This is a genomic window from Thiorhodococcus mannitoliphagus, assembly GCF_010915725.1.
In the GTDB taxonomy this organism is placed as follows: domain Bacteria; phylum Pseudomonadota; class Gammaproteobacteria; order Chromatiales; family Chromatiaceae; genus Thiorhodococcus; species Thiorhodococcus mannitoliphagus.
In genome coordinates, this window is record NZ_JAAIJR010000007.1 from 1 (window position 1) to 26,956 (window position 26,956).

General features: G+C 63.1%; 22 protein-coding genes. 12 read left to right on the forward strand and 10 right to left on the reverse strand.

Annotated elements, in window-relative coordinates; translation table 11 throughout:
* Positions 1 to 500 precede the first annotated feature (500 nt).
* Positions 501 to 2,090, forward strand: coding sequence for a BCCT family transporter (locus G3480_RS02920; protein WP_164652176.1), 1,590 nt, complete (start codon positions 501 to 503; stop codon positions 2,088 to 2,090).
* A gap of 62 nt (positions 2,091 to 2,152) precedes the next feature.
* Here the strand turns inward: G3480_RS02920 and G3480_RS02925 are convergent, their stop codons facing one another.
* Positions 2,153 to 2,755 (reverse strand): DUF308 domain-containing protein, encoded by a 603-nt coding sequence (locus G3480_RS02925; protein WP_164652177.1) that lies wholly within the window; start codon positions 2,753 to 2,755, stop codon positions 2,153 to 2,155.
* Between the two features lie 633 nt (positions 2,756 to 3,388).
* On the opposite strand from G3480_RS02925, the gene G3480_RS02930 reads away from it, so the two are divergent.
* The 4 genes from G3480_RS02930 (at position 3,389) to G3480_RS02945 (ending at position 5,894) form a co-directional block, all read left to right on the forward strand.
* Positions 3,389 to 3,571 (forward strand): flagellar basal body-associated FliL family protein, encoded by a 183-nt coding sequence (locus G3480_RS02930; protein ID WP_164652178.1) that lies wholly within the window; start codon positions 3,389 to 3,391, stop codon positions 3,569 to 3,571.
* 422 nt (positions 3,572 to 3,993) lie between these two features.
* Positions 3,994 to 5,061 carry a Druantia anti-phage system protein DruA gene (locus G3480_RS28185; RefSeq protein WP_338114046.1) on the forward strand — a complete coding sequence of 356 codons (1,068 nt, stop codon included), beginning with the start codon at positions 3,994 to 3,996 and terminating at the stop codon, positions 5,059 to 5,061.
* A gap of 81 nt (positions 5,062 to 5,142) precedes the next feature.
* Positions 5,143 to 5,403, forward strand: a complete 261-nt coding sequence (locus G3480_RS02940; protein ID WP_164652179.1) for a hypothetical protein — start codon at positions 5,143 to 5,145, stop codon at positions 5,401 to 5,403.
* Positions 5,400 to 5,894, forward strand: coding sequence for a PIN domain-containing protein (locus tag G3480_RS02945; protein WP_164652180.1), 495 nt, complete (start codon positions 5,400 to 5,402; stop codon positions 5,892 to 5,894). Before G3480_RS02940 ends, G3480_RS02945 begins: the two co-directional genes overlap by 4 nt.
* 164 nt (positions 5,895 to 6,058) lie before the next feature.
* Here the strand turns inward: G3480_RS02945 and G3480_RS02950 are convergent, their stop codons facing one another.
* The 4 genes from G3480_RS02950 to G3480_RS02965 are packed head-to-tail and all read right to left on the reverse strand — an operon-like array spanning position 6,059 to position 9,606.
* Positions 6,059 to 6,490 (reverse strand): YqaA family protein, encoded by a 432-nt coding sequence (locus tag G3480_RS02950; protein ID WP_164652181.1) that lies wholly within the window; start codon positions 6,488 to 6,490, stop codon positions 6,059 to 6,061.
* A complete protein-coding gene (locus tag G3480_RS02955) occupies positions 6,487 to 7,152 on the reverse strand; it encodes a gamma-glutamyl-gamma-aminobutyrate hydrolase family protein (protein ID WP_164652182.1) in 666 nt (221 codons plus the stop codon). The genes G3480_RS02950 and G3480_RS02955 overlap by 4 nt, the downstream gene beginning before the upstream one ends.
* Positions 7,125 to 8,162, reverse strand: a complete 1,038-nt coding sequence (locus tag G3480_RS02960; protein ID WP_164652183.1) for an amidoligase family protein — start codon at positions 8,160 to 8,162, stop codon at positions 7,125 to 7,127. The genes G3480_RS02955 and G3480_RS02960 overlap by 28 nt, the downstream gene beginning before the upstream one ends.
* 34 nt (positions 8,163 to 8,196) lie before the next feature.
* Positions 8,197 to 9,606, reverse strand: coding sequence for a ribonuclease J (locus tag G3480_RS02965; protein ID WP_206171465.1), 1,410 nt, complete (start codon positions 9,604 to 9,606; stop codon positions 8,197 to 8,199).
* 375 nt (positions 9,607 to 9,981) lie between these two features.
* On the opposite strand from G3480_RS02965, the gene G3480_RS02970 reads away from it, so the two are divergent.
* On the forward strand, positions 9,982 to 10,731 hold the full coding sequence (locus G3480_RS02970) for an IS5 family transposase (RefSeq protein WP_164652232.1): 750 nt from the start codon (positions 9,982 to 9,984) through the stop codon (positions 10,729 to 10,731).
* Between the two features lie 655 nt (positions 10,732 to 11,386).
* Here G3480_RS02970 and G3480_RS02975 read toward each other — a convergent pair.
* Positions 11,387 to 11,638, reverse strand: a complete 252-nt coding sequence (locus G3480_RS02975; protein WP_164652184.1) for a hypothetical protein — start codon at positions 11,636 to 11,638, stop codon at positions 11,387 to 11,389.
* Between the two features lie 1,122 nt (positions 11,639 to 12,760).
* Here G3480_RS02975 and G3480_RS02980 point away from each other — a divergent pair.
* Complete coding sequence (locus G3480_RS02980) at positions 12,761 to 13,084, forward strand: hypothetical protein (protein WP_240905546.1); 324 nt, start codon at positions 12,761 to 12,763, stop codon at positions 13,082 to 13,084.
* Between the two features lie 269 nt (positions 13,085 to 13,353).
* On the opposite strand, the gene pabB is transcribed toward G3480_RS02980, so the two are convergent.
* Positions 13,354 to 14,757: an aminodeoxychorismate synthase component I gene (pabB, locus tag G3480_RS02985; RefSeq protein ID WP_420824604.1), complete on the reverse strand. Its 1,404-nt coding sequence runs from the start codon at positions 14,755 to 14,757 to the stop codon at positions 13,354 to 13,356.
* 254 nt (positions 14,758 to 15,011) lie between these two features.
* Between pabB and G3480_RS02990 the strand changes: the two genes are divergently transcribed.
* The 3 genes from G3480_RS02990 (at position 15,012) to G3480_RS03000 (ending at position 18,834) form a co-directional block, all read left to right on the forward strand.
* On the forward strand, positions 15,012 to 15,938 hold the full coding sequence (locus G3480_RS02990) for a hypothetical protein (protein ID WP_164652185.1): 927 nt from the start codon (positions 15,012 to 15,014) through the stop codon (positions 15,936 to 15,938).
* 948 nt (positions 15,939 to 16,886) lie between these two features.
* Complete coding sequence (locus tag G3480_RS02995; protein WP_164652186.1) at positions 16,887 to 17,405, forward strand: PAS domain-containing protein; 519 nt, start codon at positions 16,887 to 16,889, stop codon at positions 17,403 to 17,405.
* Complete coding sequence (locus tag G3480_RS03000) at positions 17,395 to 18,834, forward strand: methyl-accepting chemotaxis protein (RefSeq protein WP_276611663.1); 1,440 nt, start codon at positions 17,395 to 17,397, stop codon at positions 18,832 to 18,834. The genes G3480_RS02995 and G3480_RS03000 overlap by 11 nt, the downstream gene beginning before the upstream one ends.
* Before the next feature lie 211 nt (positions 18,835 to 19,045).
* Here the strand turns inward: G3480_RS03000 and G3480_RS03005 are convergent, their stop codons facing one another.
* Together G3480_RS03005 and G3480_RS03010 are read right to left on the reverse strand one after the other, a co-directional pair.
* Positions 19,046 to 19,399: a PilZ domain-containing protein gene (locus G3480_RS03005; protein ID WP_164652188.1), complete on the reverse strand. Its 354-nt coding sequence runs from the start codon at positions 19,397 to 19,399 to the stop codon at positions 19,046 to 19,048.
* 287 nt (positions 19,400 to 19,686) lie between these two features.
* On the reverse strand, positions 19,687 to 23,982 hold the full coding sequence (locus tag G3480_RS03010; protein WP_164652189.1) for an EAL domain-containing protein: 4,296 nt from the start codon (positions 23,980 to 23,982) through the stop codon (positions 19,687 to 19,689).
* 791 nt (positions 23,983 to 24,773) lie between these two features.
* Here G3480_RS03010 and G3480_RS27605 point away from each other — a divergent pair.
* Both G3480_RS27605 and G3480_RS03020 read left to right on the forward strand, forming a co-directional pair.
* On the forward strand, positions 24,774 to 25,058 hold the full coding sequence (locus G3480_RS27605; RefSeq protein ID WP_240905547.1) for an antitoxin: 285 nt from the start codon (positions 24,774 to 24,776) through the stop codon (positions 25,056 to 25,058).
* Positions 25,059 to 25,436 carry a PIN domain-containing protein gene (locus tag G3480_RS03020; RefSeq protein WP_276611664.1) on the forward strand — a complete coding sequence of 126 codons (378 nt, stop codon included), beginning with the start codon at positions 25,059 to 25,061 and terminating at the stop codon, positions 25,434 to 25,436.
* 327 nt (positions 25,437 to 25,763) lie between these two features.
* Here G3480_RS03020 and ald read toward each other — a convergent pair whose 3' ends face one another.
* On the reverse strand, positions 25,764 to 26,894 hold the full coding sequence (gene ald / locus G3480_RS03025) for an alanine dehydrogenase (protein ID WP_164652190.1): 1,131 nt from the start codon (positions 26,892 to 26,894) through the stop codon (positions 25,764 to 25,766).
* Positions 26,895 to 26,956: the final 62 nt, after the last annotated feature.

Sequence of the window (26,956 nt, forward strand, 5' to 3'; positions counted from 1 at the left end):
GCGAAACTCAAGACAGATGAGTAGGATGCCATCGATCGCCCAGAAACAGTATTAGGACTTTCACTCAAGACCACTAGGCACTGCGCTCGACTGAGTCAGCGCCGTGCCGCGCCCTAGGTTGCAGCAAAGAGTTCGCCCCTGTAGGGTGAAAAAGGTCGAGTGACACTGACGCTTGCTCACGCCGGCTTTGCGCGGCCCAGCAGCTCGTGCGATTTCGATTCTGGCGGCGCATCCGCCAGAGGCTGTCTGTCTTCGTCTCAATCGTCGGTCTCGGCCGATTCCACGACAACTCTTCGAAGGCTGCCGCAAGGCAACTCAGCGCGAGCCCGCGAAAACGATCGAGTGACCGTTTTCCGGCTCGCTTCTTGTCTTCAGTGCGCTCTGACCACGGAAGGCGTTGCCACATCGCCGAGTCGCGAGAGTGACGGCATCCATCTGGATCCCCGACCTCATCCGGTCGGTGTCGAGCATCTTCCAACTAGCAGCACTGGAGTCGCCTTATGCCAGATCGCTACAACACCAACTACGAGACCGGGCAGGACAATATCCGCGCCTGGGGTATGGATCTGCACAACCCGGTTTTCATCATCTCGGGCCTATTGGTGCTCACCTTTGTCATCGGCACCCTGGTATTCCCGGGTGAAGCCAAGCAAGCCTTCGATGGCTCCAAAGGCTGGTCCATCGACAATTTCGACTGGCTTTTCTTGGTCGCCGGGAACATCTTCGTCATCTTCTGCGCCGTCCTCGTCCTGCTCCCCGTTGGCAGCATTCGCATCGGCGGCGAGGACGCCAAGCCCGAGTTCTCGCTCACTTCTTGGTTTGCCATGCTCTTCGCGGCCGGCATGGGCATCGGCCTCATGTTCTGGAGCGTCGCCGAGCCCGCGGCCTATTTCAGCGACTGGTACGGGACGCCGCTCAACGTGGAGCCCGGCACCGAAGAAGCAGCCAAGATGGCACTCGGGGCGACCATGTTCCATTGGGGCCTGCACCCTTGGGCCATCTACGCAGTCGTCGGCCTCTCGCTCGCCTTCTTCACCTACAACAAGGGCCTGCCGCTCACGATCCGCTCGGCCTTCTTCCCCTTCATCAAGGACAAGTCCTGGGGCTGGTTCGGGCACGTCATCGATGTCGTCGCCGTCATGGCGACCATCTTCGGCCTGGCGACCTCGCTCGGCTTCGGTGCTCAGCAGGCCGCAAGTGGACTGCACTATCTCTTCGATTTGCCGAACACCATCAACCTCCAGATTGCCATCATCATCGGCGTGACCTCCGTGGCGATCATCTCCGTGATCCGCGGGCTCGACGGCGGCGTCAAGCTCCTGAGCAACCTCAACATGCTCCTGGCCTTGGCGCTGCTGCTGTTCGTGATCCTGGTTGGCGCGGGCTTCGGGATCTTCGGCATGATTGGCGCCACTGCGATCGACTACATCGAAAACCTGATTCCCTTGAGCAACTGGATCGGACGCGATGACCAGAAGTTCTATCACGGCTGGACGGTCTTCTACTGGGCCTGGTGGATCTCCTGGTCGCCCTTCGTCGGCATGTTCATCGCGCGCGTCTCCAAAGGCCGCACGGTGCGCCAGTTCATCACCGCCGTGCTCTTGGTCCCCACCTTGGTGACCATCGTCTGGATGAGCGCTTTCGGCGGCCTGGGCATCGAGCAGATGCAGGCTGGCGTCGGCGAGCTGGCCGATGGCGTCTCCGAGGTTTCACTCGCGCTCTTCCAGATGCTCGCCAATCTGCCCTTCGCCACCATAAGCTCCGTGCTCGCCATCGTCCTGGTGCTGGTGTTCTTCATCACCTCATCGGACTCGGGGTCGCTGGTCATCGACAGCATCACCGCCGGGGGCAAACTGGATGCTCCAGTACCACAGCGGATCTTCTGGGCAACCATGGAGGGCGTCATTGCGGCGGTCTTGCTGTTCGGCGGCGGCGCCGACGCCTTGGGCGCGCTGCAGGCCGCGGCGATCACCGTGGGACTACCCTTCACGCTGGTCCTCCTGGCCATGTGCATTGCCCTCTACATGGGCCTCAGCCACGAGCGCAAGTACGTCGTCAAGGCCGGGCAGCCATCCGCAAGCAGCGCCTAGGCTGAGTGCCGCAGCGGTCGACTGGACGCCATCCTGTCGGCCGCCGCGGAGCGGATGTCCTCTTAGGCAACCACCTCAGCACTTCCGGCGTCCCGCGCCCGCTTGGCACGACGCGCGGCGAGGCCGAGAAAGATCGCCGTCCAGCCGTTGATCAGCAGCTCGATCGCGATGAAGAGGCCAATCACCCACAAGCCGGAGACCGGCCAGCCGATCAGGATCACAGTACCCAGCGCAACGGATGCCAGCCCCCCGGCAGCCGTCCACTTCCAGCCCGGCTGATCCCGATGCTGAGCACAGATCACGACGCGCAGCACACCGGCCGCGATGAGTGCGGAGCCCAGGAATAATGTCAGCGCCACCGCCGCCCCCGCTGGATCGACGATCATAAGAAACCCAGCCAAGATGTAGACCAAGGCGATCGCCGCGTGCAGCAAGGAGCCCTTCCAGCCGCTGTACTTGAAGGCATCGAAAAGCTGGAGCACGCCGCCAATCAGCAAGAGCACCCCGAAAAAGAGCACTCCAGCCAGGGTCAGCCCGAAGGTCATTCCCAGCCCCGCGACACCGAGCAGGGTCGAGACCACGCCGAAGCCAACCAGCCAGCCCCACTTGTCCAGCAAGTCACCGAAGGGAAGCTTGGGAACCGTCGTTGTTGTCGTTTTACTCACTTTTGATCTCCTCAAGTCTTGATCATCAAATTCGCCGATCGCCTGTACTCAGGAGCGTGCGGCCACGCTCGGAGAAACAAACTACTGCGTTCAAGCAAGCCGCGCCCCGACACTTGCAGAGCTTAGACGCCGAGCAGCGAGCGCGCGTGGTCCCGACACGACGCGCCAGCTGATGCGCCCTGGTTGTTTTCGCGAATGGCAGTCGCCAGGTCGGAGGCATGCGCATCCTGAAGGCCAAGGCACGACGGCATCGGCCAGCGGGTACCACCATCAGCGACGCGCGCCAGCCAGCGGCTCTAGGTCGGGCCGAGGTGCGAAACCCAACCTGCACCCTTTGGTTGCCGTTCCTGCCTCGGCCCCACCGACACCAGGCATCAATTGTGGTCACGCCCTCGGCCAGCAATGGACTTTGTGAGCTGCAGGGAAGTGGGTATGCTTGTGAGCGAACAAGCGAGTAAGCATGAGTCACAGGACCGCCAGTTGGGCGGCTGCGCCCCCAGCCCCATCGAAAGATCGGGAAATGGGCGGACAACCTGGACTGAGTGCATTTCGGGACTCTGTTGCTATTGAGCCCCAAGGTATAGGCGCGAAGTAACGCCTCTTCGACCTCGACCATCTCCTAGGGGAACATCCGTGTTTCTGATCAAACGCGACATCCTGATCGTTATTGGCGTTTTTCTGACCCTTATGCTCGTCTTCCTGCTCGAAACGTCCTCTGCAGACCCCGAGCAAGAATCCCGACAAAAGGCGCCACAGGGCGAGCAGACCTACCCGTCCGAGCCTGGGTCCGGACAAAACAAGATCCCTGCCTATTGACAGCCTGCCCACAAGAACGCCAGGGTAGCGCCCGCGAGCATCGCGGGCCGCCCATCGCCTTTTGGTAAATAAGTCGTCACATGCGCAGACCACTGGAGCGCAGCATCGATTGCGAACTCAGGTGGTCCACGAACCCTGATAGGATCAGACGTCATCGCTCCGTCCGACGGACCTCACCACCTATCGGTTTTATGTAGCCAGGGCTTCCAGCCCTGGCAAACCAGGCCAGGATGGCCTGGCTACGCAGGCTTGGAGCGGCTGTTCCGGTTGATTTCGGGAAACCGATAGGTGTTGAGCCGACGGACAGGGCGAACCAGGCTAACCAAGATCTCCTGACACGACATCGAGTTGCCCTCGATCCTGGACAACGCCCGCCCCTCAGGATATAACACCAAGCGTTCCCCCGATGAGAGGCCTGGCACGTGAACCTGCGAGAGATTGTCGTCGAAGGCGTTGAGGTGCATGAAGAGGCGCGCTTTAAGGAGCTGATGGCGGCCCATCACTACCTGGGGGCCTTGCCGAAGATCGGCCACACCCTCTGGTATGTCGCCACCTACAAGGAGCAGTGGCTGGCCCTGCTGAGCTTCTCGGCAGCGGCCTGGAAATGCGCGGCGCGCGACGCCTGGATCGGCTGGGATTTTCGCTACCAATACGACCGCCTGCACCTGATCGCCAACAACAGTCGGTTTCTAATCCTGCCCGAGCATCACGTCCCGAACCTCGCCTCGCGGGTGCTGGCCTTGAGCGAGCGACGCCTGGCTCAGGACTGGCGCGCGCGCTTCGGTTATCCGCTGCTGTTGCTGGAGACCTTCGTCGATCCGCAGCGCTTTCGCGGCACCATCTACCGCGCCGCCAATTGGCGCTATGTCGGTGACACCTGCGGTTATCGACGCACCCGCGACGGCTACAGCGCCGCGCCGAGTAGCGCCAAGCATGTCTTTGTCCGCCCTCTGCAGGCCAACGCCCAAGCCTACCTGTCGCGTCCTGTTCTCGACCCTCAGTATCGTCACGGAGCCCCCAAACTCATGTTGAGCGCCGAGCACATGGTCTCTTTACCCACCTATTTTGCCGACATCCCCGATCCGCGCCGCGGCCAGGGACGTCGCCATCCCCTCGCAACGGTGCTGGCCATCGCCGCGGGCGCCACCCTATGCGGGATGCACGGCTACAAGGCCATCAGCCTGTGGGCCAAAGACCTGAGCCAGAAGGCGCGGGCACGCTTTCGCTGTTGCTACCGCAACGGGCACTACGCCGTCCCCAGTCGCACCGTCATCCGCGAGGTGCTCACCCGAGTGGACCCGCAGGCCTTGGACCTTGCCCTGCAATGCTGGAACGCCCAGCAGGCCAGCACCGACGAGGGGCTGGCCATCGACGCCAAGACCATGTGCAATGCCATCGACACCGATGGCCGCCAGAGCCACATCCCGAGCACCGTCGGCCATCAAGCCCACAGCTGCCACACCGAAAAAAAGTCGGCGCGCTGCCCCTAAGTCGGACAGGCTCCTAGACGGCAGCGACGAATCCGACCAACGCAAGTATCCGATGCAGCTAACCAAGCCTGGAACCCGACCATGCCCACACCAACCATCAGCCCGGACTTCGCCCCGGCACTGGAAACCCTCGGGAGCGGCGCTAGCAACTTCTTCCTCGCGGCCGGTCTCTACCATGCGCACCAGGTCAGCTTCGCCGCCGCTGCGGCCCTCGCGGGCCTTGGCTATGAGGAATTCCACGACCGACTCAAGGAGCACTTCGGTCACGGCTTCATCGTCGCGGACGAAACCGTGCAGCAAGACCTGCGCCTCGTCGATGAACTCGTGGAGCAGCGCCCTTGAGACTGGTTACCAATGCGAGCCCCTTGATCTTCCTGGCGAAGGTCGAATTGCTTTCGTTGCTGCGGAGCTGCTTCTCGCCGGTGCTCGCCCCGCCCGCCGTAGTGGCCGAGACCGGATTGGATCTGCCCGATTTCATCGAATGCCGGAAATTGTCCGAGGTCGGTGAGGCCTTCGTTCACGGCGCAGTCGGCGCTCTGCACCGGGGGGGGGGGGAGTTGGAAGCCATGGTCCTGTCGCGCGAGCAGGGGATCGATCTGGTTGCCATCGATGACAAGGCTGCGCGGAGCAGAGCCAGTCAACTGGGCTTGCGCCCCAGCGGCACCCTCGGTCTGATCGTCCTGGCCCAGCGGCTTGGCCACCTGGATGCACCGACCGCGATGACCAAGGTCGACGAGCGGGTGGACATCCACCGTCTCTACCTATCGACCCAGGTACGCCAGCAGATCCGCACTCAGCTCGGCGCAACATTCACGGACACGGTCAAGCGCTGAGCGCAACGATCAGCAACGGACACATCCATGATTCTCAATGCCCTGCCCCTCGAAATCAGGCAAGGCGGAGCGGCTTACGGGTCATGCGATCTGCGAGAGCAGACGTCAAATCATCGTCCGAATCTGCGCTCGATGGAGTTCTTGACGCCAAATCCGCTGTCGACTCAGATCGGCGACCAAGCACTCAAATACACCACCGACAGATACCGCAGCCCCTTGCCCGTAGCCACCAGCATGAGAAAGACCCAGAGCCGAACACGCATGATGCCGGCGATGAGCGTCAAGGCATCTCCGCCGACGGGCATCCAGGCGAGCAGGAGCGTCCAATAGCCGTAGCGCTGGAACCAACGTTGCGCACGGTCGATCTGCGTGCTGCTGAAGTAGAACCACTTGCGGTCGCGAAAGTGCAGCAGATAGCGCCCGAGGAGCCAGTTGACGACGGCGCCCAGGGTGTTTCCCACTGTGGCCGTGATGACCAAGGCGGCGGGGTCCCCGCCCTCGCGGAGCAGGGCAAAGAGCACGACCTCGGAGTAGAAGGGCAGGATGGTCGCGGCGAGGAAGGCGGAGCCGAAGAGGACCAGGTAGGAGGTGATCATGCCGCGGCGCTCAAGAGCCAGCGGAAGAGGGCGAGCTGCGAGGGGAGGTAGAAGAGGTACTCGGGGTGCCACTGGACGCCCAAGATTGGCCGGGCGTCGGTACTCTCGATGGCCTGGGCGAGGTGATCCAGGTCCCAGCCGACGACGCGGAGACCCTCGCCGGGGTCCTTCACGGCCTGATGATGCAGGCTGTTGACAGCCAAGCGGGCCTTGCCGCAGATCGCGACCAGCCGGGCGTCGGGGCTCAGCCTGACCTGCTTGGTCGGCAGCAAACCGGGGCGATTCTTGGTCAGCTTGCGCAGAGGGCGAATGTCCTGATACAGGCTCCCCCCCAGAACCACATTGATGAGCTGGGCGCCGCGGCAGATGCCGAGCAAGGGGGTACGCTGGTCAAGCGCTTGGCGGATCCACGCCATCTCGAGCGCGTCGCGCTCAGGATCCGTCTTGACCTTTTCGAGGATGTCTCCCTGATAATGCTCCGGGCTGATGTCGTTGCCGCCCCCGATGATGAGGGCGCTCAGGGGCTTACCGCTCGGCGGATGACGCACGCTGATGCGCTCGGCCACACCGCCGGCGAGTCGGACGGCGAGACGCGCGCACCACCAGGCCGGCGCCCAGCGCCTGCCGTTGCCCGTTATACCAATCCTCGGTCTTTCAGCCATGTCTCCATCCTCTCTACCCAATCGCTTCGACTGACGCCCAGAATGGGGCGCGAGGCAGCCGCCAGGAATTCACCGCCGAGGGCGTGCAGGTCTGCGGGGCGATGGGCCAGATCCTCGACGACGCACCAGCGGTTCCAGGAGGCCGCGAGCGACCAGTCGGGGCGCTCGATTTGGCAGTTGGGCAGACGGTAGTGGAAGGTGGGACGCGCGCCGATCTTGGGATCATCGACCGCGCCGCGCACCCGCTCCGCGTCCAGCTCGGCGAGCAAGGGCAGCATGTCCAAGGAGCGATTACGGCTGGCGTTATGCTCCAGATAGTCATTGAAGATCTGGTCGAGGTCGGGCGTTTCACGCGACAGGAGCTGGACGATATAGGCTTCGGAGTAGAGGTCGATGTAGGGACTGACCTTGCGTGTCAGGTCGACCTCGTGGGCCTCGACCAGCCACCATTGCAGCAGCGCGAAGGCACGCAGATAGGCGTCGAGGGTCTCGGCATCGAGCCGCGGGATCTCGGGGTTGATATGCACGCCATAGGCCGCGAGCAGCGACTCCTCCGTCCCGACCGCCCCGGCCTGACGCAGCGCCTTGGTCATGGGGTGCAGGACGGCCAGCTCCGTGATAGGAATAGGCGGGCACACCACCTCCGTGGGCACCAGGAACGCGGCCGCCTGGCTCAAGAGGTCGACCCAGTCGGTCTCTGAGTCGGCTTCGGCCGCCTGCGCGGCCTTGCGCTTGAGGTAGCTCCAGTCCAGCTCGACCTTGAAGCGCCCGAGCCCCTCGACCTCCAGCTGCTGCTCGGCGACCGAAAGGGTCTGCGGCTCCCCTCCCAGCGCCGACCGGAGCGCTGACGATACCTCATCAAGCGAGAGCCCAGAGAACTCCAGCTCGAAGCCGACGGTCCGCAGCGCGCCCTCGGCGTTGCGCAGGCTCGGCGGCCGCCTGAAATCATCTCGCCCCGATGACCGGGGCGTCTGCGCACGCTCAAGGTCGCGCTCTTCCTGATTCGTCATGCGCTCAGTCTGTCTCCTTGCTTGTGATCAAGATTCAATGCGCCTTGCCCCGCATCTCCTCGAGCAAGTCACCTGATACAGGGACGAGCCGACCATCCTCGCCCAGCGACAAGCGTCCGCTCTCCACGCTGCCGAGCAGTTGTGCGCCTTGCGGCGTCAGTCGGCACAGGTCGCCGTTGGCCATGAGTCGGACTTGGGGGATATGGCAGGACTTGGCAACGGCCGCATTGGCCGCCAGATGCCTGGGGGTACCGTGCACCGGGATGAGGAGCGGCGGTTGAATCCAGCCATAGAGTCGGGCGAGATCCCCCTGCGCTGGGTGTCCGGAGACGTGGATCTCCGCATCCGTGTCGGTCGTCACCTCGACGCCCAGCGCGCGCAAGCGCGCCTGGAGGCGCTCGACCGAGCGCTCGTTCCCTGGAATCAGCTTGGACGAGAAGATGACGCTGTCGCCGTGATCCAGAAGCAGGTCGCGATGCCGATCCGCAGCCATGCGCATCAGGGCCGAGCCTGGCTCACCCTGACTGCCGGTGCAGGCGGCGAAGACCTCCTCGCGCGGTAAGAAGCCCAGATGACGCGCGTCCACCAGCTCGGGCAGATCCTCCGGCCAGTAGCCAGTCCCGCGCGCCACGGCGACCATGCGTTCCATCGCCGGACCGACGACGCCGAAGCGCCGTCCGACCGACTCCGCCACCCGCGCCAGCGTCACCAGGCGCGCGACATTGCTCGCAAAGCTGGTCACCACGACACGGCCGGTCGCCTGCTCCGCCAGCTCGCGCAGCGGCTCGAAGAGGTCACCCTCCGACCCCGTGGTTCCGGGGACCACGGCATTGGTGGAATCTCCGACCAGCGCCAGCAAGGACTCGCGCCGCAGGGCGCTGAGACGAGCGGCATCGTAGCGGCGGCCGACCACGGGACGGTCGTCCAGCTTCCAATCACCCGTGTGCAGAACCGCACCGGCCGCGGTGCGCAGCAGGATGGCGTTGGGCTCGGGGATGGAGTGCGTCATGCCGATATACTCGACACCGAAGGGGCCAATCTGGAAGCGCTCACCGCAGCTGACCTCTTCGACGGTGGCGTCCTCCAAGCCGGCCTGCGCGAGCCGATAGCGCACCAGTGCGGCGGTGAAGGGCGTGGCATAGATCGGACAGCGCAGCCGACGCCAGAGATAGGGCAAGGCGCCGATGTGGTCTTCGTGTCCGTGGGTCAGCAGAATGCCCGAGACGCGCTCACGGCGAGCGGCGATGAAGCTCGGATCCGCCATCATCACCCGCTGCTCGGGGAAGTCGTCACCGCCGAAGGTGATGCCGAGATCGACGATCACCCAAGCGCCGTCGTGCCCGTAAAGGGCCAGATTCATCCCGATCTCGCCGACACCGCCGAGCGGAAGGAAGAGGACCTCGTCGAGCTTGGGAATCAGGTCGGAGGGATCATCGACTGCCATCTTCTTAGGATAAGGGCAGATGGGGACGGTTTCGATCGGTGGTCGGTGTCGGTGTCGGTAAGCATGTGCTATCTGCTCGCTCTCACGCAACACCGGGAGCCACAGATGGCCCAGGTCATCGGGGTCGGCTTCCTGGCCAAGGAGTGGCCCTAGGAGTCTATTCGGATCTTAGAAAGCGCCCATTAATTGTTTCCCGATACGAGCGATCCCGCCCGAAATCCCCCCGAGCCCCCCTTTGCGAAAGGGGGGAAGTTGTTGATGGTCACTTTCTTAGAAACTGTTTGGAAATTCTCAGGAAAAATTTTAATATATTGATTTTTATATGTAAGTTATCGAAATGCGCAAAAAAACCGCCGGAAACGTTATCCGAGTAATCTGAGCGACGGGGCGTGGAATGCCGTCAAGTCCCTCTTGCCCGAATCATCAGTGGGCCGACCGCGCACCCTGAGCATGCGCCAGATCCTGAACGCCATCTTCTATGTGCTCAAGACCGGCTGTCAGTGGCGCCAATTGCCGCGTGATTTCCCGCCTTGGACCGCCGTGTATTATTACTTTCGCCGCTGGCGTCGCGATGGAACCTGGGTGCGCCTCCACGACACCCTGCGGGCGCGTCTGCGCCAACGGCTTGGGCGCCACAAACACCCCACCGCCGGCTGTCTGGACAGCCAGAGCGTGAAGGCAACCGCCACGCCGGGCGAGCGCGGATACGATGCCGGCAAGAAGATCAATGGACGCAAGCGCCACATCCTGGTTGATACCCTGGGACTGTTGCTGGTGGTGCTGGTCACGGCGGCCAGCGTCCAGGATCGCGACGGTGCACGCATGCTCCTGCGACACCTGCCCGGCCATTGCAAAAAATTGCGCAAGATCTGGGTCGATGGCGGCTACAGTGGGCGCTTGGTCGCATGGGTAGCGAGCCGCTTCCAATTCGTCCTGTCGGTCGTCTTGCGCCCCAAGGAAAGCCGCCGGTTCGTCTTGCTGCCCCGGCGTTGGGTGGTCGAGCGAACATTCGCTTGGATCAACCATTCCCGACGCCTCAGCAAGGATTATGAGCGCCTGATGACAACCAGCGAAACCTGGATTTATTTGTCGATGATCAAACTGATGGCTAACCGACTGGCTTGAACCAGGGGTTTCCAAACAGCTTCTTAGAGGCTGTCTGGAAATCATCGTAGAGGCCCCTAGGAGCCTGTCCGACTTGGGGGGATCGAAGCGAGGAAGTGGGAGAGCGAGGCCATTTCGTTCCGGTTTTGAGGCGCATAGTGGTTCTATGTAACGAAAAAGCGGGGCGAAAGGGACCGTTCTCCCGATTCCGCAGCCGATTCATCCTAAGTCGGACAGGCTCCTAGGATCCTTGAGGGCGCAAAATGCTCGCAGATGAGTCAAATTTAGATGAAGTGTCCGACCATCCAAGGCCGTCGGGATCGGGATCGGGATCGGGATCGGGATCGGGATCGGGATCGAACCGACGATAGCGATTCCGATCCCGATAGCGATCCCGGTGGCATGACTCGTCGGTCTGAGGCGGGGGCCTCCCTAGGAGTTTCCAGACAGCTTCTTAGGATGAACTCCCCCCAAGTCGGACAGACTTCTTGGGACTGAGACGATCAGATCGCGCAGCCCGAACAGCCGCAAGCAGTTAACGGATGCTCGACCACAGCGTCCTCGCTAACGAGCATGCAGGCGCGATTCCGGCAGCCCGGATCAGGGAAGAGGCGTCAGAGCGGCTCGCAAACTCGTCGCGGCGGGGCGCCGCTCCCACCAATCGCGCAACCCTGGCTCAGCCCCAGCGACGATCGCGTGCGAGCAAGCTGCCGTTGAGCGCAGGATTCGTGAAGGTCGCAGCGGCGAAACCGCTGAAGAGACTGCGAATGCGCGCCTCCAACCGGGACGGACCCTCTGCCGACTCATCGCCCGTATGGCTCCAGCCATCGAAATCCGCCTCGAGCAAACGCCGGGCGTCGGTGCCCTTGTGGATGAGCGCGCGCGCAAAGTCTTCGAGCCAGGGACGAGAATGACGATCGTTGTGCATGTGCAGAACTCTTTTCATTTTGGGTTCTCGGTCGCTTCCAGTGGGGAAACCGACTGGCTCCGTCTTTGAGCGTAATCGGCTCGGTGCCCGTGTAGATATCACTGACCACGCGGACGCGAAAGAATTCCTGACAACAGAAGCACGCAATGCGGATGCCAGGCGACTCGATCTTACTCCGGCTCTGTCCGAGATGCTGCGGGCGTTGACCAACCGCTGCCGTCACAGGGCGGGCGGAACTCACACCCTCGCTCACTGCCCGCCAAGCAGGCCATCCCAGGACTTGATCTGGGGCGGTCCCTTTCATCCTGGCTTCGGCAGTTGGCGGCTCTGGGCTGCACGCCCAAGGCACGCCGAGGGACTGCTGGTAAGCACGAATCGTCCGGCGGATGCGGCCAAGGCCACGCGAAGGCTCATGCCGTGATGTCCGCCCCCCAAAGCATGGATACAGAGGCCGCAGCCGTCTGCGAACTCGTCGCGGCGGGGCGCCGCTCCCACCGAGCGGCTGCGGTGTGGTGCAACGGTAACACAAGAGGTTGACAGCTTGTTTGCCGCCCCTTTCGGTAGAACTCCACCACTGAAACGAAAGCGCGAAGGACAAGCTCCAGAAGACGAACACCGCTCGAAATCCCACTGCCCCCCCTTTGCGAAAGGGGGGGAGTTGTTGATGGTCACTTTCTGCGTACAGGTTGGTCAGTCTCCCAACCGAAGAAACCCATGTCTCTTCGAACGGAGCGGAAATAGAACATCGCTTTCAGATGCGCTAAGGGCGGGAGCCGACCAGCCTTGATGGAGGCTGCGATCACATCGCAGCGCCAAGTGGTCTGCTCGAATTTCACCGGGCCTTAGTGCTTTGACCTCACCACCTATCGGTTTTATGTAGCCAGGGCTTCCAGCAAACGCCAAGGACATGACGTGAATTTTGGGTGCAAAGCCCGCCGATTTGTGTGAGCCTTGCCTCCTTCGCGAAACACTGCCGCCATCCGCCGCCCCGACAATGACAGCAGAATGCCGTTGATCAGACCCGGGCGGCGAATGCCCGCGAGCAGTCCGAAGCACGCGGAAGACATGCGCTCTGTTCGTTATGGAGCGGGCAAGGCACAGAGCGGGCGTCGAGGTAAGCAATTGAAAAAGAACTCCATCTCCTTTCCGCAAGCAGCCATGCGGGTCGCCTGGATGGGACTCGCACTGGCCGCAACGCCTGCGCTGGCACAACTGGCGCTACAAGCATTTGAGATCGTGCTGGCGCGCGCCGGAGTGAGCTGCGACGCAATCGACCGGACCCAACCCATAGGTACCGCGTCGAGTGGCGACACGCTGGTGGCCGTCGCCTGCAAGAATGGTGAGCGCCAGGTCGTCCGCATCCACAAGAACAACAGCGTCTCCTACATGACGACCTGCTCGGAACTGAAGACGCGCACAGGCATTGCCTGCTTCGAGAACCAGTAGAGCGCGCAGCGAGCCGCAACAGCCCCGCGGCGGATCCTCTCCACTTTTCCCCAAGACCGATGGCGGCCCAGACGGGCCTTGGCCGCGTCGAGCTTCAAGCCCATGGCCGAGCGCTTGAGCGAAGCCCTCGACGGGGATATCGAGGTCGTGCCCTCATCCGACTTCAAGTCGATGGAGCAGGATAGGAAGATCGGTCGATATCGCCCATGCGAACCCGATCATCTCTCCTCGAGACACGTCAGCAGGGATGCGCTCTGACAGACATCGCCTCAACTCCCGACATGGCCCAGACGCATGCGCTCCAGCAAATCGAGCAGGGGCGCGGCCTTGTGATGGGTCTCGCGGTACTCGGACTCGGGATCTGAGTCCGCAACGATGCCGCCACCTGCCCACAGCCTTGTCGTCCCACCTGAGTGGACCAGCGTCCTGATGGCGATATTGGTATCCATTGCGCCGTCGTAGCCGAGGTAACCGATGGCGCCGCAGTAGACGCCGCGACGGTGCGGCTCTAACTCCTCGATGATCTCCATGGCGCGCACCTTAGGCGCCCCGGTAATGGAGCCGCCAGGAAAGCAAGCGCGCAGGAGATCAACCGCCGTCCGGCCCTGAGCCAGGCGACCGGTCACCGTACTCACCAGGTGGTGGACACGCGCGAAGCTCTCGATGTCAAAGAGCCGCGGCACCTTGACGCTCCCGAAGTCGCAGACCTTGCCGAGGTCGTTGCGCAGTAGATCGACGATCATGACATTTTCAGCCCGATCCTTGGCGCTTTGGCGCAGTTCATCGGCAAGCCGCAGGTCCTTGATGGCATCCGCCCCGCGCGGGCGCGTCCCCTTGATCGGCTTGGTCTCGACGGCGTCTTCCCGGACCTGAAGAAAGCGCTCCGGTGAGGAGGACAGCACCTGGCACTCGGGCGTCCCGAGATAGGCGCCGAAGGGTGCTGCATTCAGCTCGCGAAGCGCCTTGTAGGCCTGCCAGGGATCGCCCTCGGCCGGGACTGCGAAGCGTTGGGCGAAGTTGACCTGATAGCAGTCGCCCGCCCGCAGGTAGTCCTGGATCCGGGCAATGGACTCGAGATAGCGGCCATGGCTCATGTTGGGCACGACCCGGTCGAGGACTCGGAAACCGCCCCTGGGTCTGGCGCGGACACGCCCTTGGAGGGCAGAGGACAGTAATCCCCGATACTCGCGCAGCATGCGTGAATCACGCGCGACCAGGGCGCTGCGACCCTCGCGGTGATCCACGACCAAGGCCCAGTCGTAAATCCCGACGGCCATGTCCGGGATACCTTCGGCATCCAGTGCCCGACTCGGCAGACGTTCGAGACGACGGGCCAAGTCATAGCCGAAATAGCCGATCGCGCCACCGCAAAAAGGCAGGCCCGCCCCCCGAGCACGCAGCGGACCCAAGGCCTCGGCCAGCAGTGCGAAGGGATCGGCCAGAGAAGAAAATCCCTCGTCCTGGGCGCGAACCTCGGTCCTCAGCCCGTAGGTCATCAGGGTGCGGCTCGGGTCAGCGGTCAGGATATCGAAACGGCCCTGACGACTGAGCGGACGCCCGCTGTCCAAGAAGACCGGCCAGGCGCGCTCCACCAGGGCCTCGAAGAGCATCGAGCTATCTGAATGATAAGGAAAATCTTGGACCGCCAATGCGCTCATTTCAGGGAGACTCATCTTCGGCTCATCTCCGCCGCGGACAGACTACGGCAGCCTTGGCACCTCGATCGTCCTCTGATCCAACCGCGCTGTCGGTGGAAGCGGCGCCCCGCCGCGAGGGGCTTGCGATCGCGGCGGGGCATCGCTCCTACGTCGCCTTGCCTGAGCGATGCGCGGCGCCGGCTCAAGTCAGAAGCTGTCGTGCCGCCGCCTATCGCCTCGGCATCAAATTAAAGGACTGCCCGGTTTTCGGCGGCTACTATACTTGACACATGATCGACAGACGCGTCCCAGAAGCCGCCTCGCTGAGACTGCTCTTTCAGGAGCAGGGGGATCTGCTGCGTCAGTTGATCGCGAACTGGCAGAACACTCGGCTCGACGAGCAAGCGCAGCGTCGCGCCCTTGACGAGGCGGTTGAGACCATCGTCAGCGGGACCGATGCCCGATTGCGCGCCCTGTCCAATTATCAGCAACAGCTGAGGCAGAGCACGCGCGAACTCCTGGTGCACATCGAAGACATCGTCTCGCGGCTGCCTGCCCCTGTGCTGATCACCAAAGAGACCCTGGTGATGGATCAGAGGATTGGTCCCATCTTTCCGGATCTGACCCAGGTGGACCGCCTCATCCAGGAGCGGCGGGTCACTCGCGACAAGCCCTTCACCGACACGGCTGCTCAGTCCACCGAGATCTACGCGCTCTTCTCGCTCTTCAAACACGAGAAACAAGGCTTCGGAGCCGAGTTGCAGGGAGACATTATGGTCTCCGATGTCCTGCAGACCTGCGTCAACTTCGTCGGGCATCAGGTCATTGCCCTCGAGGAGACGGAGACGGAGCTTCGCTCCACCCTGAAGCGAACCCTGTTCGAGAGCATCGTCTCCTATATCCGGCAGCAGACGCTCAGCATCCGCCACGCGCGCAGCGCCGAAGAGCAACGACAGGATGCCCTCGATCCGTCCAGGAATCTCAAAAATCCGGTGGTCTACCTGAAGACATTGAAGCAATTGCTGGAATTGCCTCGCGACTTGCTCGCCGTCCAAAACCATCAGCTATCCATCAATGCCATGGGGGTGAAGGTCACAAGCATTCAGGCGGAGCCCACGACCTCGATCAATAGCCTAGACGTCAATGAGATCTCGATCGGGGACAGTCGGCCGCGGATCCTGTACATGACCAGACATCCTGTCGCTCCCGCCGACTAGTGCAACTGTGCGAAAGTCCCGAGACCGTCTCAGGTCGTTGTCGTAATCGAATATTCGCCATGTCGAGACCGCGATCACGATCACGACAACGACAACGACAACGAGGAGGCAACGGTCTCGGAACTTGCGCAGCGAAGCACTAGCACGGCACCTCATATCACTGCTGTGCGCGTCCCCGGCGATCTGTTCCAGATCGAAGCACCTGCCTCGCTGACGGGAGTTTCCTGCGTCCAGCATCACGGTCTTAGAGAGCGCCCATCAATTATTTCCCGCTGCGAGCGATGCCGCCCGAAATCCCCCCTAGCCCCCCTTTGCGAAAGGGGGGAAGTTGTTGATGGACACTTTCTTAGCGAGCCTTGATGGCGCCTCGCTCGCCCCTGAGCTGCCTGCATAACCACCCGAGTCGACGAACGGCAGAAAACCGGCCCCCCGTCACGCTTTGGGATTGGCCCGGGTTGTGACGCAACAGTCACCGTCGTAGGATCGAAAGCATCCCTGGTTGCGGCTGGGTTGTGGTCTGTGAAGGCCGGCAGCGCGCCCGGTCATGTGCCGGTCAAGGAAGAGGCGCCCGACCAAGCCCGCCGCACCAGGGTTGAAGAAAATGATTTCGCTGTCTATCCGATCTCGGTCGAGTGTTCACGAGGGAAGAGACACGGACGGATCATCGAACTGCTGACGCTTGGAGACGCTGTCGCATGCCGAGTTGGCATCTGGAGGACAGCTCGCGACAAGCCGGGTGGCTGAAGGCTCCCGAGTCCAGGCACTTCGAGCTGATCCGCCGAGGGTGCTTGTCTATCACGTTCGGCGATCTGCTGTACTCAGACCCCACCCACGGTCACGTCGACCTGATACACCGGATGCTCCGAACGGAGCACCCCGACCAGCCATCCGCGCCCCCGCTCGCCCCGCCGATCCTGGCCGACGGCTTTTCGCAACGAGTGGACTCACATGAAACGAGAAATCACCCCCACAGGTGTGGAGAAGGTGATGCGGGATGACGACTTCATCGTCTCCAAAACCGATCCCACCGGCCGCATCACCTACGGCAACCGCATCTTTATCGAGTTCTCCGGCTATGCCGAGGCTGAGCTGATCGGCAGTCAGCACAACATCATCCGCCACCCGGACATGCCCAGAGGTGTCTTCAAGCTCCTCTGGGACAGCATCCAGGCTAAGCGCGAGTGCAACGCCTATGTGAAGAACATGGCCAAGGACGGCAGCTTCTACTGGGTGTTGGCCAATGTCACCCCAGACCTCGACGCCAACGGCAACATCACCGGCTACCTGTCCGTGCGGCGCAAGCCCAAGCCCTCGGCGGTCGCTACGGTCGCCGACCTCTACCGCGCCATGCTCGCCGCGGAGCAAACCGCTGGTCCCAGGGACGCCATCCAGGCGTCAACCCAGATCCTCAACGCACTCCTCAGTGAAAAGGGCATGACCTATGACCAGCTTGTCCTTGCAATCTAAGATCGCGGTTCTGCTCTGGTCCGTGACAGGACTGACCCTCCTCTCCGCCGCCTACGTCTGGTTCCGATTCGGTATCGACCCCTGGATGGCAGTGTTTCCCGTCCTCGGCATGGGTATCGCCGTCTGGGGCCAGACCCTGCTCGGGCGTTGCCTGGAGCCCATACGCAGGCTCACCGCACTGGTGAATTCCGTCAGCCAAGGCCGCTTCGAGCAGCGCATCACAGGGATCCGGGAGAACGACGAAATCGGCCAGCTGTGCTGGAGCATGAACGACATGCTCGATCAGCTCGAGGCCTTCTTTCGTGAAGAGGCGACCGCCTTCCGTCTGCACATGGATGGACACTTCGAGCGCAAGGCCTTCTCGGCGGGACTCCATGGCGGCTTCAAGCGCGCACTGGAGAGCCACAACCAGCTACTGGATGGCATCGAGCAAGTGCAGCGCGAGAAGATGCACAACCGGCTGATCGGCCAGGTCCAGCAGCTCAACGCCAGCAATCTGCTCGCGAATCTGGCGTCCAATCAGGAAGACCTGATGCGCGTCAATCAGGAGATGCAGTCGGTGCTCGAGTTGGCCACCGCCACGGCGGGCGACGCCGAAGAGAGCCGCGCCTCGGTCAGTCAGGTCGTGACTCAACTGAACGCCATTGCCGAGCGCATCAATCAGGTTGCCAATACCGCCCTCGAACTCAACGAGCGCGGACAGGAGATCACCACGGCCGTCGAACTCATCACGGCCATCGCCAACCAAACCAATCTGCTGGCCCTCAACGCCGCCATCGAGGCGGCGCGCGCCGGCGAGGCGGGCCGAGGCTTCGCCGTGGTCGCCGACGAGGTCCGCGCCCTCGCTGAAAACACCAAGAATGCCTCGGAATCCATCGCCCAGGTCATGGGCACCCTCAAGGGCGAGACCGAGCGCATGCTGGAAGACTCCGACGCCATGCGCGACATGGCCAGCCACTCCAGCAAGCTCATCGGCGAGATGGAAGGGCGCTTCGGCCACTTCGCCCGCTCGGCACGCGAGACCGAAAGCCTGGCTGCACGCGCTCAGGACCTCGGTTTCGGCACCCTGGTCAAGGTCGACCACGTCATCTACAAACAGCGCGCCTACATGGCCATCGGCACCGACGGCAAGGACGACAGCTACACCGACCCGATCAAGGTCGACCACCACCACTGCCGCCTCGGCAAGTGGTACGACACCACAGGCAAGCAGCACTTCGGCGAGACCCGGGCCTATGCCACCCTGGAGGCACCGCACTCACGCGTCCACGCCAACACCCACCGCATGATGGACTACCTCGGCACCGGTTGGGAGGCCAATCTGGAGATCCAAGAATCCATCGTCGACGCCATGCGCGAGACCGAGTCCGCCAGCGCCGAGGTCATGCAGATCGTGGATCGCATGGTGATGGAGAAGCACGGGGCCTAAGTGGGGCGTCGGAACGCCCCCCGTATGAGCGCCGCCCGTGGGAGCGCCGCCCGTGGGAGCGCCGCCCCGGCGCGACAGGCGCGCCGGGCGCGGAAGGCGAGGACCAAAGGCGCGCTGCGCAACGAGGGCGCACAGCACCGCCGAGCCCTGCCATGAGGCCGCGCACAGCTGTGGTTCGCCTTTCAGACGGGAGCCCAGCGCCCCCAAGGTGCTAGTCCGGAACCCGGATGTAGCCACGGATGGCTTGCTCGGCCTCGTCCGAGAGGTTCAGGAACGTCAGACCGACCGTGAACCCATCCTCGTGTCCTGTCAGGATGCTGTTGGCCACGCGAACATTCACCTCGACGCCCAAGCTGCCAGACGGTCGCAGAGGCAGTCGGGTCTTGAGCAGGAAGAGGACTCCCTCGCGCGGATTGAAGGGGGCAACGATCCGCATACCTTCGACAGAGATGTCGACAATGGACACCGGAACTGTCCCGTAGCCCTCAGCAACGATCTCGGCGGCGCCGTGAAGCGCGCGCCGCTCATGTGCCCTTCGGCCATTTCCGTACCCAATGTCGTTCATTTTTGGTCCTGCCGAGCGCGGACTCATGGATGCGCCTTGCTTGATGCGAACGGCGAGCAAGAGTCAGGGGATCTTTGCGAGGCCGCGCCCCCTTACTGAGAAGAAGATTGTCCGAGTGCAGCACGGCAGCGCCCGACGCCCAGCCTGACATTAGGAGCAAGCAGGCGAAGAAGGCAAGCTGCGATAACGCCCTCCTCTGCTTGCCTCAGCTCAGCGCTTGAGGTGGTCCTAGCGCTGTCAGTCATCAGCCTCCGGCCGCTGCTGCGCCGGCGCCTTGTGGCGAACACTCATTCGCCCGCCGTCTCCAGTCTCAGGATCAATTCCCCGAGATGTCCGATCAGCGCGTCACGCGCCTCGAAGAGACTCGGCAGCCGCTCCTGCGCCGACGCCATCTCGCCATGCTCGGCGAGTGCCATGATGCCGCTCGCCAGCTCATGCACTTTGAGGTGACTCCGACCGATCGCCTCAAAGGCTTCGAGTGCCCCATAGTGGGTCGATCCGCTGCCTTGGTACCAGCGTTCGAAACGACAAGGGTCTCTGTCGATCTCGGTCAGTCTCGCGATGTCCCCGTCATTGAGCGCATCAACAAATTCGTCGACCCAGCGGCGGTGGTTCTGCATGGCCATCATCAAGGGGATGTCATCCTTGCTAACGCCCTCGTCGACGACCATGCCATCGCCCTGCTCCGGCCAGGTCGACACCCACACAGGGATCGCAGCCGCGGGCATGGGGCGGGCAATGCCGAAGCCCTGACCCAAGCGGCAGCCGAGCGAGGTCAGTAGAGCCCCATGCTCGGGCGTCTCGACACCCTCGGCAATGACCGACCGCTTAAAGGCTTGAGCCAAGCGGACGACGCTCTCGACAATCTCCATGTCTTCCGGGTCGTCGAGCATATCGCGCACGAAGCTCTGGTCGATCTTCAGCACGTCGATCGGCAAGCGGCGGAAGTAGGCGAGTGACGAATAACCCGTACCGAAGTCATCCAGGGCGAAGCGCAGCCCAAGTGCGTGGCAGGCCGTCAGGGTCTGACCGGCGCGCACAATGTCGCTCAAGGCCGAGGTCTCCAGGATCTCCATCTCAAGGCAACCGGGATCGCACTCGGGATGCTCGGCGAGCAACCGCTCCAGGCGTTTGGCAAAGCTCGGTTGCAACAGATGCCCGGCACTGATATTGACGCTGACCGGCAACTTGAGACCCTGGCGCTGCCAGCTGGCGACCTGGGACAGTGCCGTCGCGATCACCCATTCACCGATGGCAATCTCCAGGTCGCTCCCTTCGACAATCGGCAGGAAAGCACTCGGCAACAGCAGACCCTTTTCGGGATGTTGCCAACGGATCAACGCCTCGACGCCGATGACCTCGCGACTGACCATGTCGACCTTGGGCTGGTAGTAGAGTTCAAACTCCTGTCCGCTCAATGCATCTTTGATGCATTCCAATTTCAGCCGGCGGTCTTGAATCAGCCGATCTTGCTCCGCGTCATAGAGGTGATAGCGATTCCGCCCCGCGTCCTTGGCGCGGTACATGGCCTGATCGGCATGGCGCAGCAAGATGTCGGCGCTCTCGACATCAGGCGGACTCAGGGTCACCCCGATGCTGGCGGAGACACGGTGGCTCACCCCTCGCACGACGATGGGACTCGTAGCCGTGGCCAGCACACGCTCGAGCAGAACATAACTGTCTTCCGCTCGTGCCAGGTCGTTGAAGAGCAGGACGAACTCGTCACCGCCGAGTCGGGCCACCGTATCCTGTGCGCGCAACAGCTTGCGCAGCTGATTGGCAATGCCGATCAGCACCTGATCGCCCACCTCGTGCCCGTACTGATCGTTGATCGGCTTGAAGTCGTCGAGGTCGAGATAGCAGATGGCCATGAGCCGACCCGAACGTCGCGTTCTGGCGACCGCCTGTTCAAGGCGGTCGCTCAAGAGCCGCCGGTTCGGCAGCCCGGTCAGATGATCGTAGTTGGCGATCCGGTCCAGTTCCGCCTGGTGTGCCTTGAGTTCGCTGATGTCGGAGAAGACGCCAATATAGTTCTGGACCGAGTCGTCGGCATTCTGGACGGTCGAGATCGCCAAGAGTTCGGCGTAGATCTCGCCATCCTTGTGCCGATTCCAGATCTCGCCCTGCCAAGCCCCTGTTTGCGTGATCGCATCCCACATCTCGCGATAGAAGGCCTCATCATGGCGACCGGAGGCGAGGATGTTCGGATCCTTGCCGAGCACGCTCGCCCGCTCGTAGCCCGTAATGGCGCTGAAGGCAGGATTGGTGTCGACGATGCGGTTCTCGGCATCGGTGATGATGATCGCCTCGAAGCTGTGCGCGAAGACGCTGGCGGCGAGGCGTAAGTCCCGCTCAGCCTGCTTGCGCTCGGTGAGGTCTTCGAAGGTCCCGTAGACATGCGTGACGCTGCGGTTCGATCCAGCCTCGGGATACCCCCGCGCGAAACACTGGCGTGTGCTGCCGTCGCGGCGACGAGCACGCAACTCCAGGGCGTAGGGGGTGCCCTCCTTGATCACCGCGTCCATCGCCGTTTTCAGGCGCGCGAAGTCTTCGGGACAGAAGAGCCGATGGTGTTCGGTGAATGGCGGCACGCCCTCGGCCGGGTCCATCTGAAAGATGCGAAACAGCTCCTCGGACCAGCTGACACTGTTCGTCTCGACCTCCATTTCCCAACTGCCGACATGGGCGAGCTGTTCGGTGCGGGCGAGCATGGTTTGCAGGTGACGCCGTTCGACTTCTGCCTGCTTACGGTCGGTGATATCCCGAATATAGCCGTGCCATTGAACACTGCCGTCCGCTTGTAGCTCGGGCGATGCCTCCCCCTCGACCCATATCACGCGCCCCTCGGGACGCTTGACCCGGAAGCTGTCGCGCCAGGTGGTCAGGTGGTGCATCGACTCCGCGATCTTGGCCGCGACCTCTGGCCGGTCGTCAGGATGCAGCACGTCGAAGACGGCGGTCGCGTCCGTCGCGACCTCAGCCGGTTCCACGCCATAGATGTCGCGGATGCCCGCGCTGGCATAGGGAAAGGCGGTGCGCCCGTCGAGCCACTGTTGGTACTGATAGATCACGCCCGGCACATGGGCCGCAATCCTTTCGATGCGGCTATAGAGTTCCTCGCGCTCGGTCACGTCCTGAACGGTGCCGGAGAGCCGGACGACCTTGCCCTGGGCGTCCAGATTGGGCGTGCAGATGCTGATCATGGTGCGCTCCTCGCCGTCGGGGCGGCGGATGCGCAACTTGATCCGGTAGGGTTCTCCCCGCTCCGCGGCCCTGCGGACGGCCTGGTCGAAGGCGGCCCAATCGTCGGGATGGATGTAGCGACGATGCGCCTCGTAGCTCGGTGGTCCGTCCTTGGGGTTCAGGCCCCAGATCGGAAACATGCCCTCCGACCAGCTCGCCTGTCTGGTGTTGGGGTCAAAGGTCCAACTCCCGAGCTGGGCGGTCCGCTGTGCCCACAGCAGCGCCCGCTCCTGCTCGGCGAGGTGCTGGTTGCTACCTTCCAACGCCCCCATGGCGATGGCAACGCGCTGCTGTGCCTGAGTCCGAAGGGCGACCAGCAGTGCCAGTAGCAGGCTGAGGGTGAGCCCGCTCAGGCCGATCCATGTCGTGCTGTCGCTGCTTAGGTCGTGCTTGAAGAAGGGCGCCACCGTGACGGCGACCGACCATTGACGCCCCCCGAATGCCACCAGCTGGACCTTGCGCAAGGCTCCATTGCTATCTGGGCTGATCCGCGCTGGCCCTGAGGTGAACAGCCGCTGCTCGGGCGCCGGGCGCTCGCCAGCGTAGACATCCAACCGCAGTCCGGGCTGCTCGAGGTCGGACTGTACAGGCCGCAGCACGTCTTGCATCAGATCGTGCATCCGCAGCGGCGAATAGACCCAGCCGAGCAGATTCGCGCGCCGCTCCGCCAGGCTGTCATGGGGGGCGTTGGCGCGATAGACCGGCAGGAACAAGACGAAGCCCGGTTGAACATCGGTGGCGTCTTCCTGCTTCAAGGTCACTCGGGCCGACAGGGCCGCCCTATCCTCATCCCGAGCACGGGTCGCCGCCTCCCAGCGCCGTGGCTCCGGGGCCATGTCATAGCCGAAGTCGCGCAGATTGCGACCGGAGAAGCGTTCGATATAGAGGACCGCGGCATAGAAGGCCCGCTCGCCCTCGGGGTGGATCTCGAATTGCGGAAACCCTTCCCGATGCACGGCGGCGACCCGTGCGTCCTTCTCGTCATCGGGGATCAGCAGCAAGAAGCCGATCCCCTGGATGCCGGGATACAGATCCTGCAGATTGAGCCCCTCGAAATAGCGGCGAAAGCGCTCGTGCGTGATCCACTCGGGGGTATCGAAGAGGGCCGCCGCGCCGCGCAGCAACTGGACGTTGTCCCGGAGCCGTTCGTCGATCAGGCCAGCGACCTTGCTCGCCAACTCATCGAGTTCCTGCTCCCGGTCTTGGCGCACATCCTCCTGGGCGATCGACCAAAGCCCAGCGGTCACCATGAGCCCGATGGCCAGGATCATAGCGGGCAGCAGGAAGGGGCGCCATCCGCCGAAGCGGCCGAGCGGGGGCAGGGTGCTGAAGGCCTTCATGTTCTATCCGGCCCGGCACGCAAGCCGACCGCGTGCTCCCGAGGGGGGCGGTCATCTTTCGAAGGCCCTTTGATCACCTGTGTCATAGCTAGAGCATAGTCTGCCGGAGCGCTCCCTATAGGGCGCGAAGCGACGCTCGCGTCAGAGGTCTCAGCGTTCGGCCTGAGATTTGTCGGTTTCGCGGTTGGTGTTTTCGTTAGGGTTGAGCTTTTCGGCACAGAAAACGCCTGATTACCGGTGAACTCAAATCCAAGGTCGACCGCATCTGGGACAGCCTGTGGGCCGGCGCCACCGACCAGGTCTGGTTCTACGACAGGCAGTGCGACGGCTACTCGCTGGACGACAAGCGCACCCCGCAGCCGGACAAGAGCGACCTGCCCAACATCCTCGCTCGCTGGCAAGCCTACCGATCCGGGGGCAAGGACGAGACCGGGCGCCAGCGCACCGACCGCAGCTTCCTGGTACCCAAGGCCGAGATCGCCGGCAACGACTACGACCTCTCCCTCAACCGCTACAAGGAGGTGGAATACGAGGCGGTGGAGCATAATTCGCCTCAGGAGATTCTGCAGCGACTGGCCCGGCTTGAAGGAGGAGATTGCCGAGGGGCGGGGAGAGCTGGAATCACTGCTCGGGGCGAGCGCGGAGGTTGGCTAGGGACGTCTGGAGGGCAGCGAGGCAGCGTGCAACCCTGGCCAGGCGACCTCCCTCCCCATCCTCCCGGACGACCCTTGCCTGGAAACCAGCGCACGCCCAGAGTAAATGCATTGACGTATGTACACGGAGTCGATGCCATGAGCACCCTGACCACGCGCGTTTTCCTGAACGGCAACAGCCAGGCCGTCCGCATCCCCGCCGAATTCCGGCTCGATACGGATCGCGTCGAGATCACCCGGACGGCGGACGGCGATCTGCTGCTGCATCCCATCCGCCAAGGTCGCGGAGCGGCCCTGCTGCGTGCCCTGGAAGGTTTCGACGACGACTTTAGCCGCACTGGAAGCAAACCGCGCCGAGCAGCCGTCGATGCAGGAACGCGAGCCGCTGTGAGATACATGCTCGACACCAACATCCTGATCTAACTGCTCAAGCATCACCCGCCCGAGTTCGCGGCACGCGTCGATAGCCTTCCAGTGACGGACAGCCTCTGCATGTCGTTCGTCACCTACGCCGAGCTGCTCAAGGGCGCTGAACGCAGCACCCGCAAGGCCGAGGTGATGCGGCGTCTCGATCAACTGACCCGCCAAGTGCCCATCAGCTACCCGGCTAGCGCCGACATCTGCCGCCATTACGCCGCACAGTTCACCCGCCTCAAAGCGGCGGGAACGCCGATCGGCGCAAACGACCTCTGGATCGGCTGCCATGCCCTGGCCGAGGCGGCGACGCTGGTGACCAACAACGAGCGAGAGTTTCTGCGTCTGGACGGACTCGCGGTGGAAAATTGGGTGGTGTCGCTATGAACGCGGAGGCCGAAGGCCGCCGTCCGTTCCCCCTAGCCAAGTCGAGAGGATGAGCATCGCCATGCCCTACATGTACATCCTAAGAACGTGTCCATCAATTGTTTCCCGATGCGAGCGATGCCGCCCGAAATCCCCCCTAAACCCCCTTTGCGAAAGGGGGGAAGTTGTTGATGGACGCTTGCTAAAGTGCGCGGATGGCAGTTGCACGCCGGCCATTTCGTCCCTGTGATCGGAAGCTGCTTTCCGCTTTAGGGAACGGCTGTCTTGCGTCGCTCTGCCGAGAGACGCTGAGTTCGTATCGCCCTGGAGGGCGGCACTCCCATCCAGCTAGCTGGCAGTGAAGGCGCCCAAGACATCGAGGGCCGATTGATACTCCAGCCCTTGCGCCTCCGCGACCTCCTTGCGACAGAGGCGGCCGCGCGCGACGTTCAAACCGTTGCGCAAATGCGGGTCTTCGAGCAAGGCCGTCGTGGTGCCCTTGTCGGCCAGGGCGAGCACATAGGGCAAGGTCACGTTGTTGAGCGCCAGCGTGGAGGTGCGGGCAACGGCACCCGGCATGTTGGCGACGCAGTAATGGATGACCCCCTCGACCTCGAAGGTCGGGTCCTGGTGTGTGGTCGGGCGAGAGGTCTCGAAGCAGCCGCCTTGGTCGATGGAGACGTCGACCAGCACGGCGCCCGTCTTCATCCGCGCGACCATGTCGCGCGACACGAGCTTGGGCGCCGTGGCCCCAGGCACCAGAACGGCGCCGATCACCAGGTCCGCGCGCAAGACGCAGTCTTCCAGGGCATGCGCCGTCGCCAGCAAGGTGCGGACACGGTTGCCGTAGCGCTCGTCGATGGCACGCAGGGCGTTGACGTTGCGATCGAGGATGGTCACGTCCGCCCCCAGCCCAACCGCCATGGCGAGGGCGTTGCGTCCCACGACGCCGGCCCCGAGGATGGTGACCACGCCGGGCTCCACGCCCGGCACGCCGCCGAGCAGCACGCCGCGCCCGCCAGCTTCCTTTTCGAGACAGTGGGCGCCAGCCTGGACGGACATGCGGCCCGCCACCTCGGACATGGGGGCGAGCAAGGGAAGCCGGCCCGCCTCGTCCGTCACGGTTTCATAGGCGATACAGAGCGCGCCGCTCGCCATGAGGTCGCCTGTCTGCTCGGGATCTGGGGCGAGATGGAGGAAGGTGAAGAGACTATGATGCTCGCGCAGCCTTGCACGCTCGACCGCCAGGGGCTCCTTGACCTTGACGATGAGTTCGGCGCGCGCGAAAACCTCGTCAGCGGAGCCGAGGATATCGGCACCGGCGGACAGGTACTCCTCGTCGCAAAAGCCGATGGCAGCGCCCGCCTGGGTCTCGACCAGCACCCGATGCCCGGACGCGATGAGTTCCTTGACCGCTGCCGGGGTGAGACCCACCCGGTACTCGTTGTTCTTGATCTCGCGTGGCACACCGACCTTCATCCTCAAGCCCTCCAGAGGCTGCGCAAGCCGCGAGGCCGGCCGACTAGGCTCGCCCCGATGCT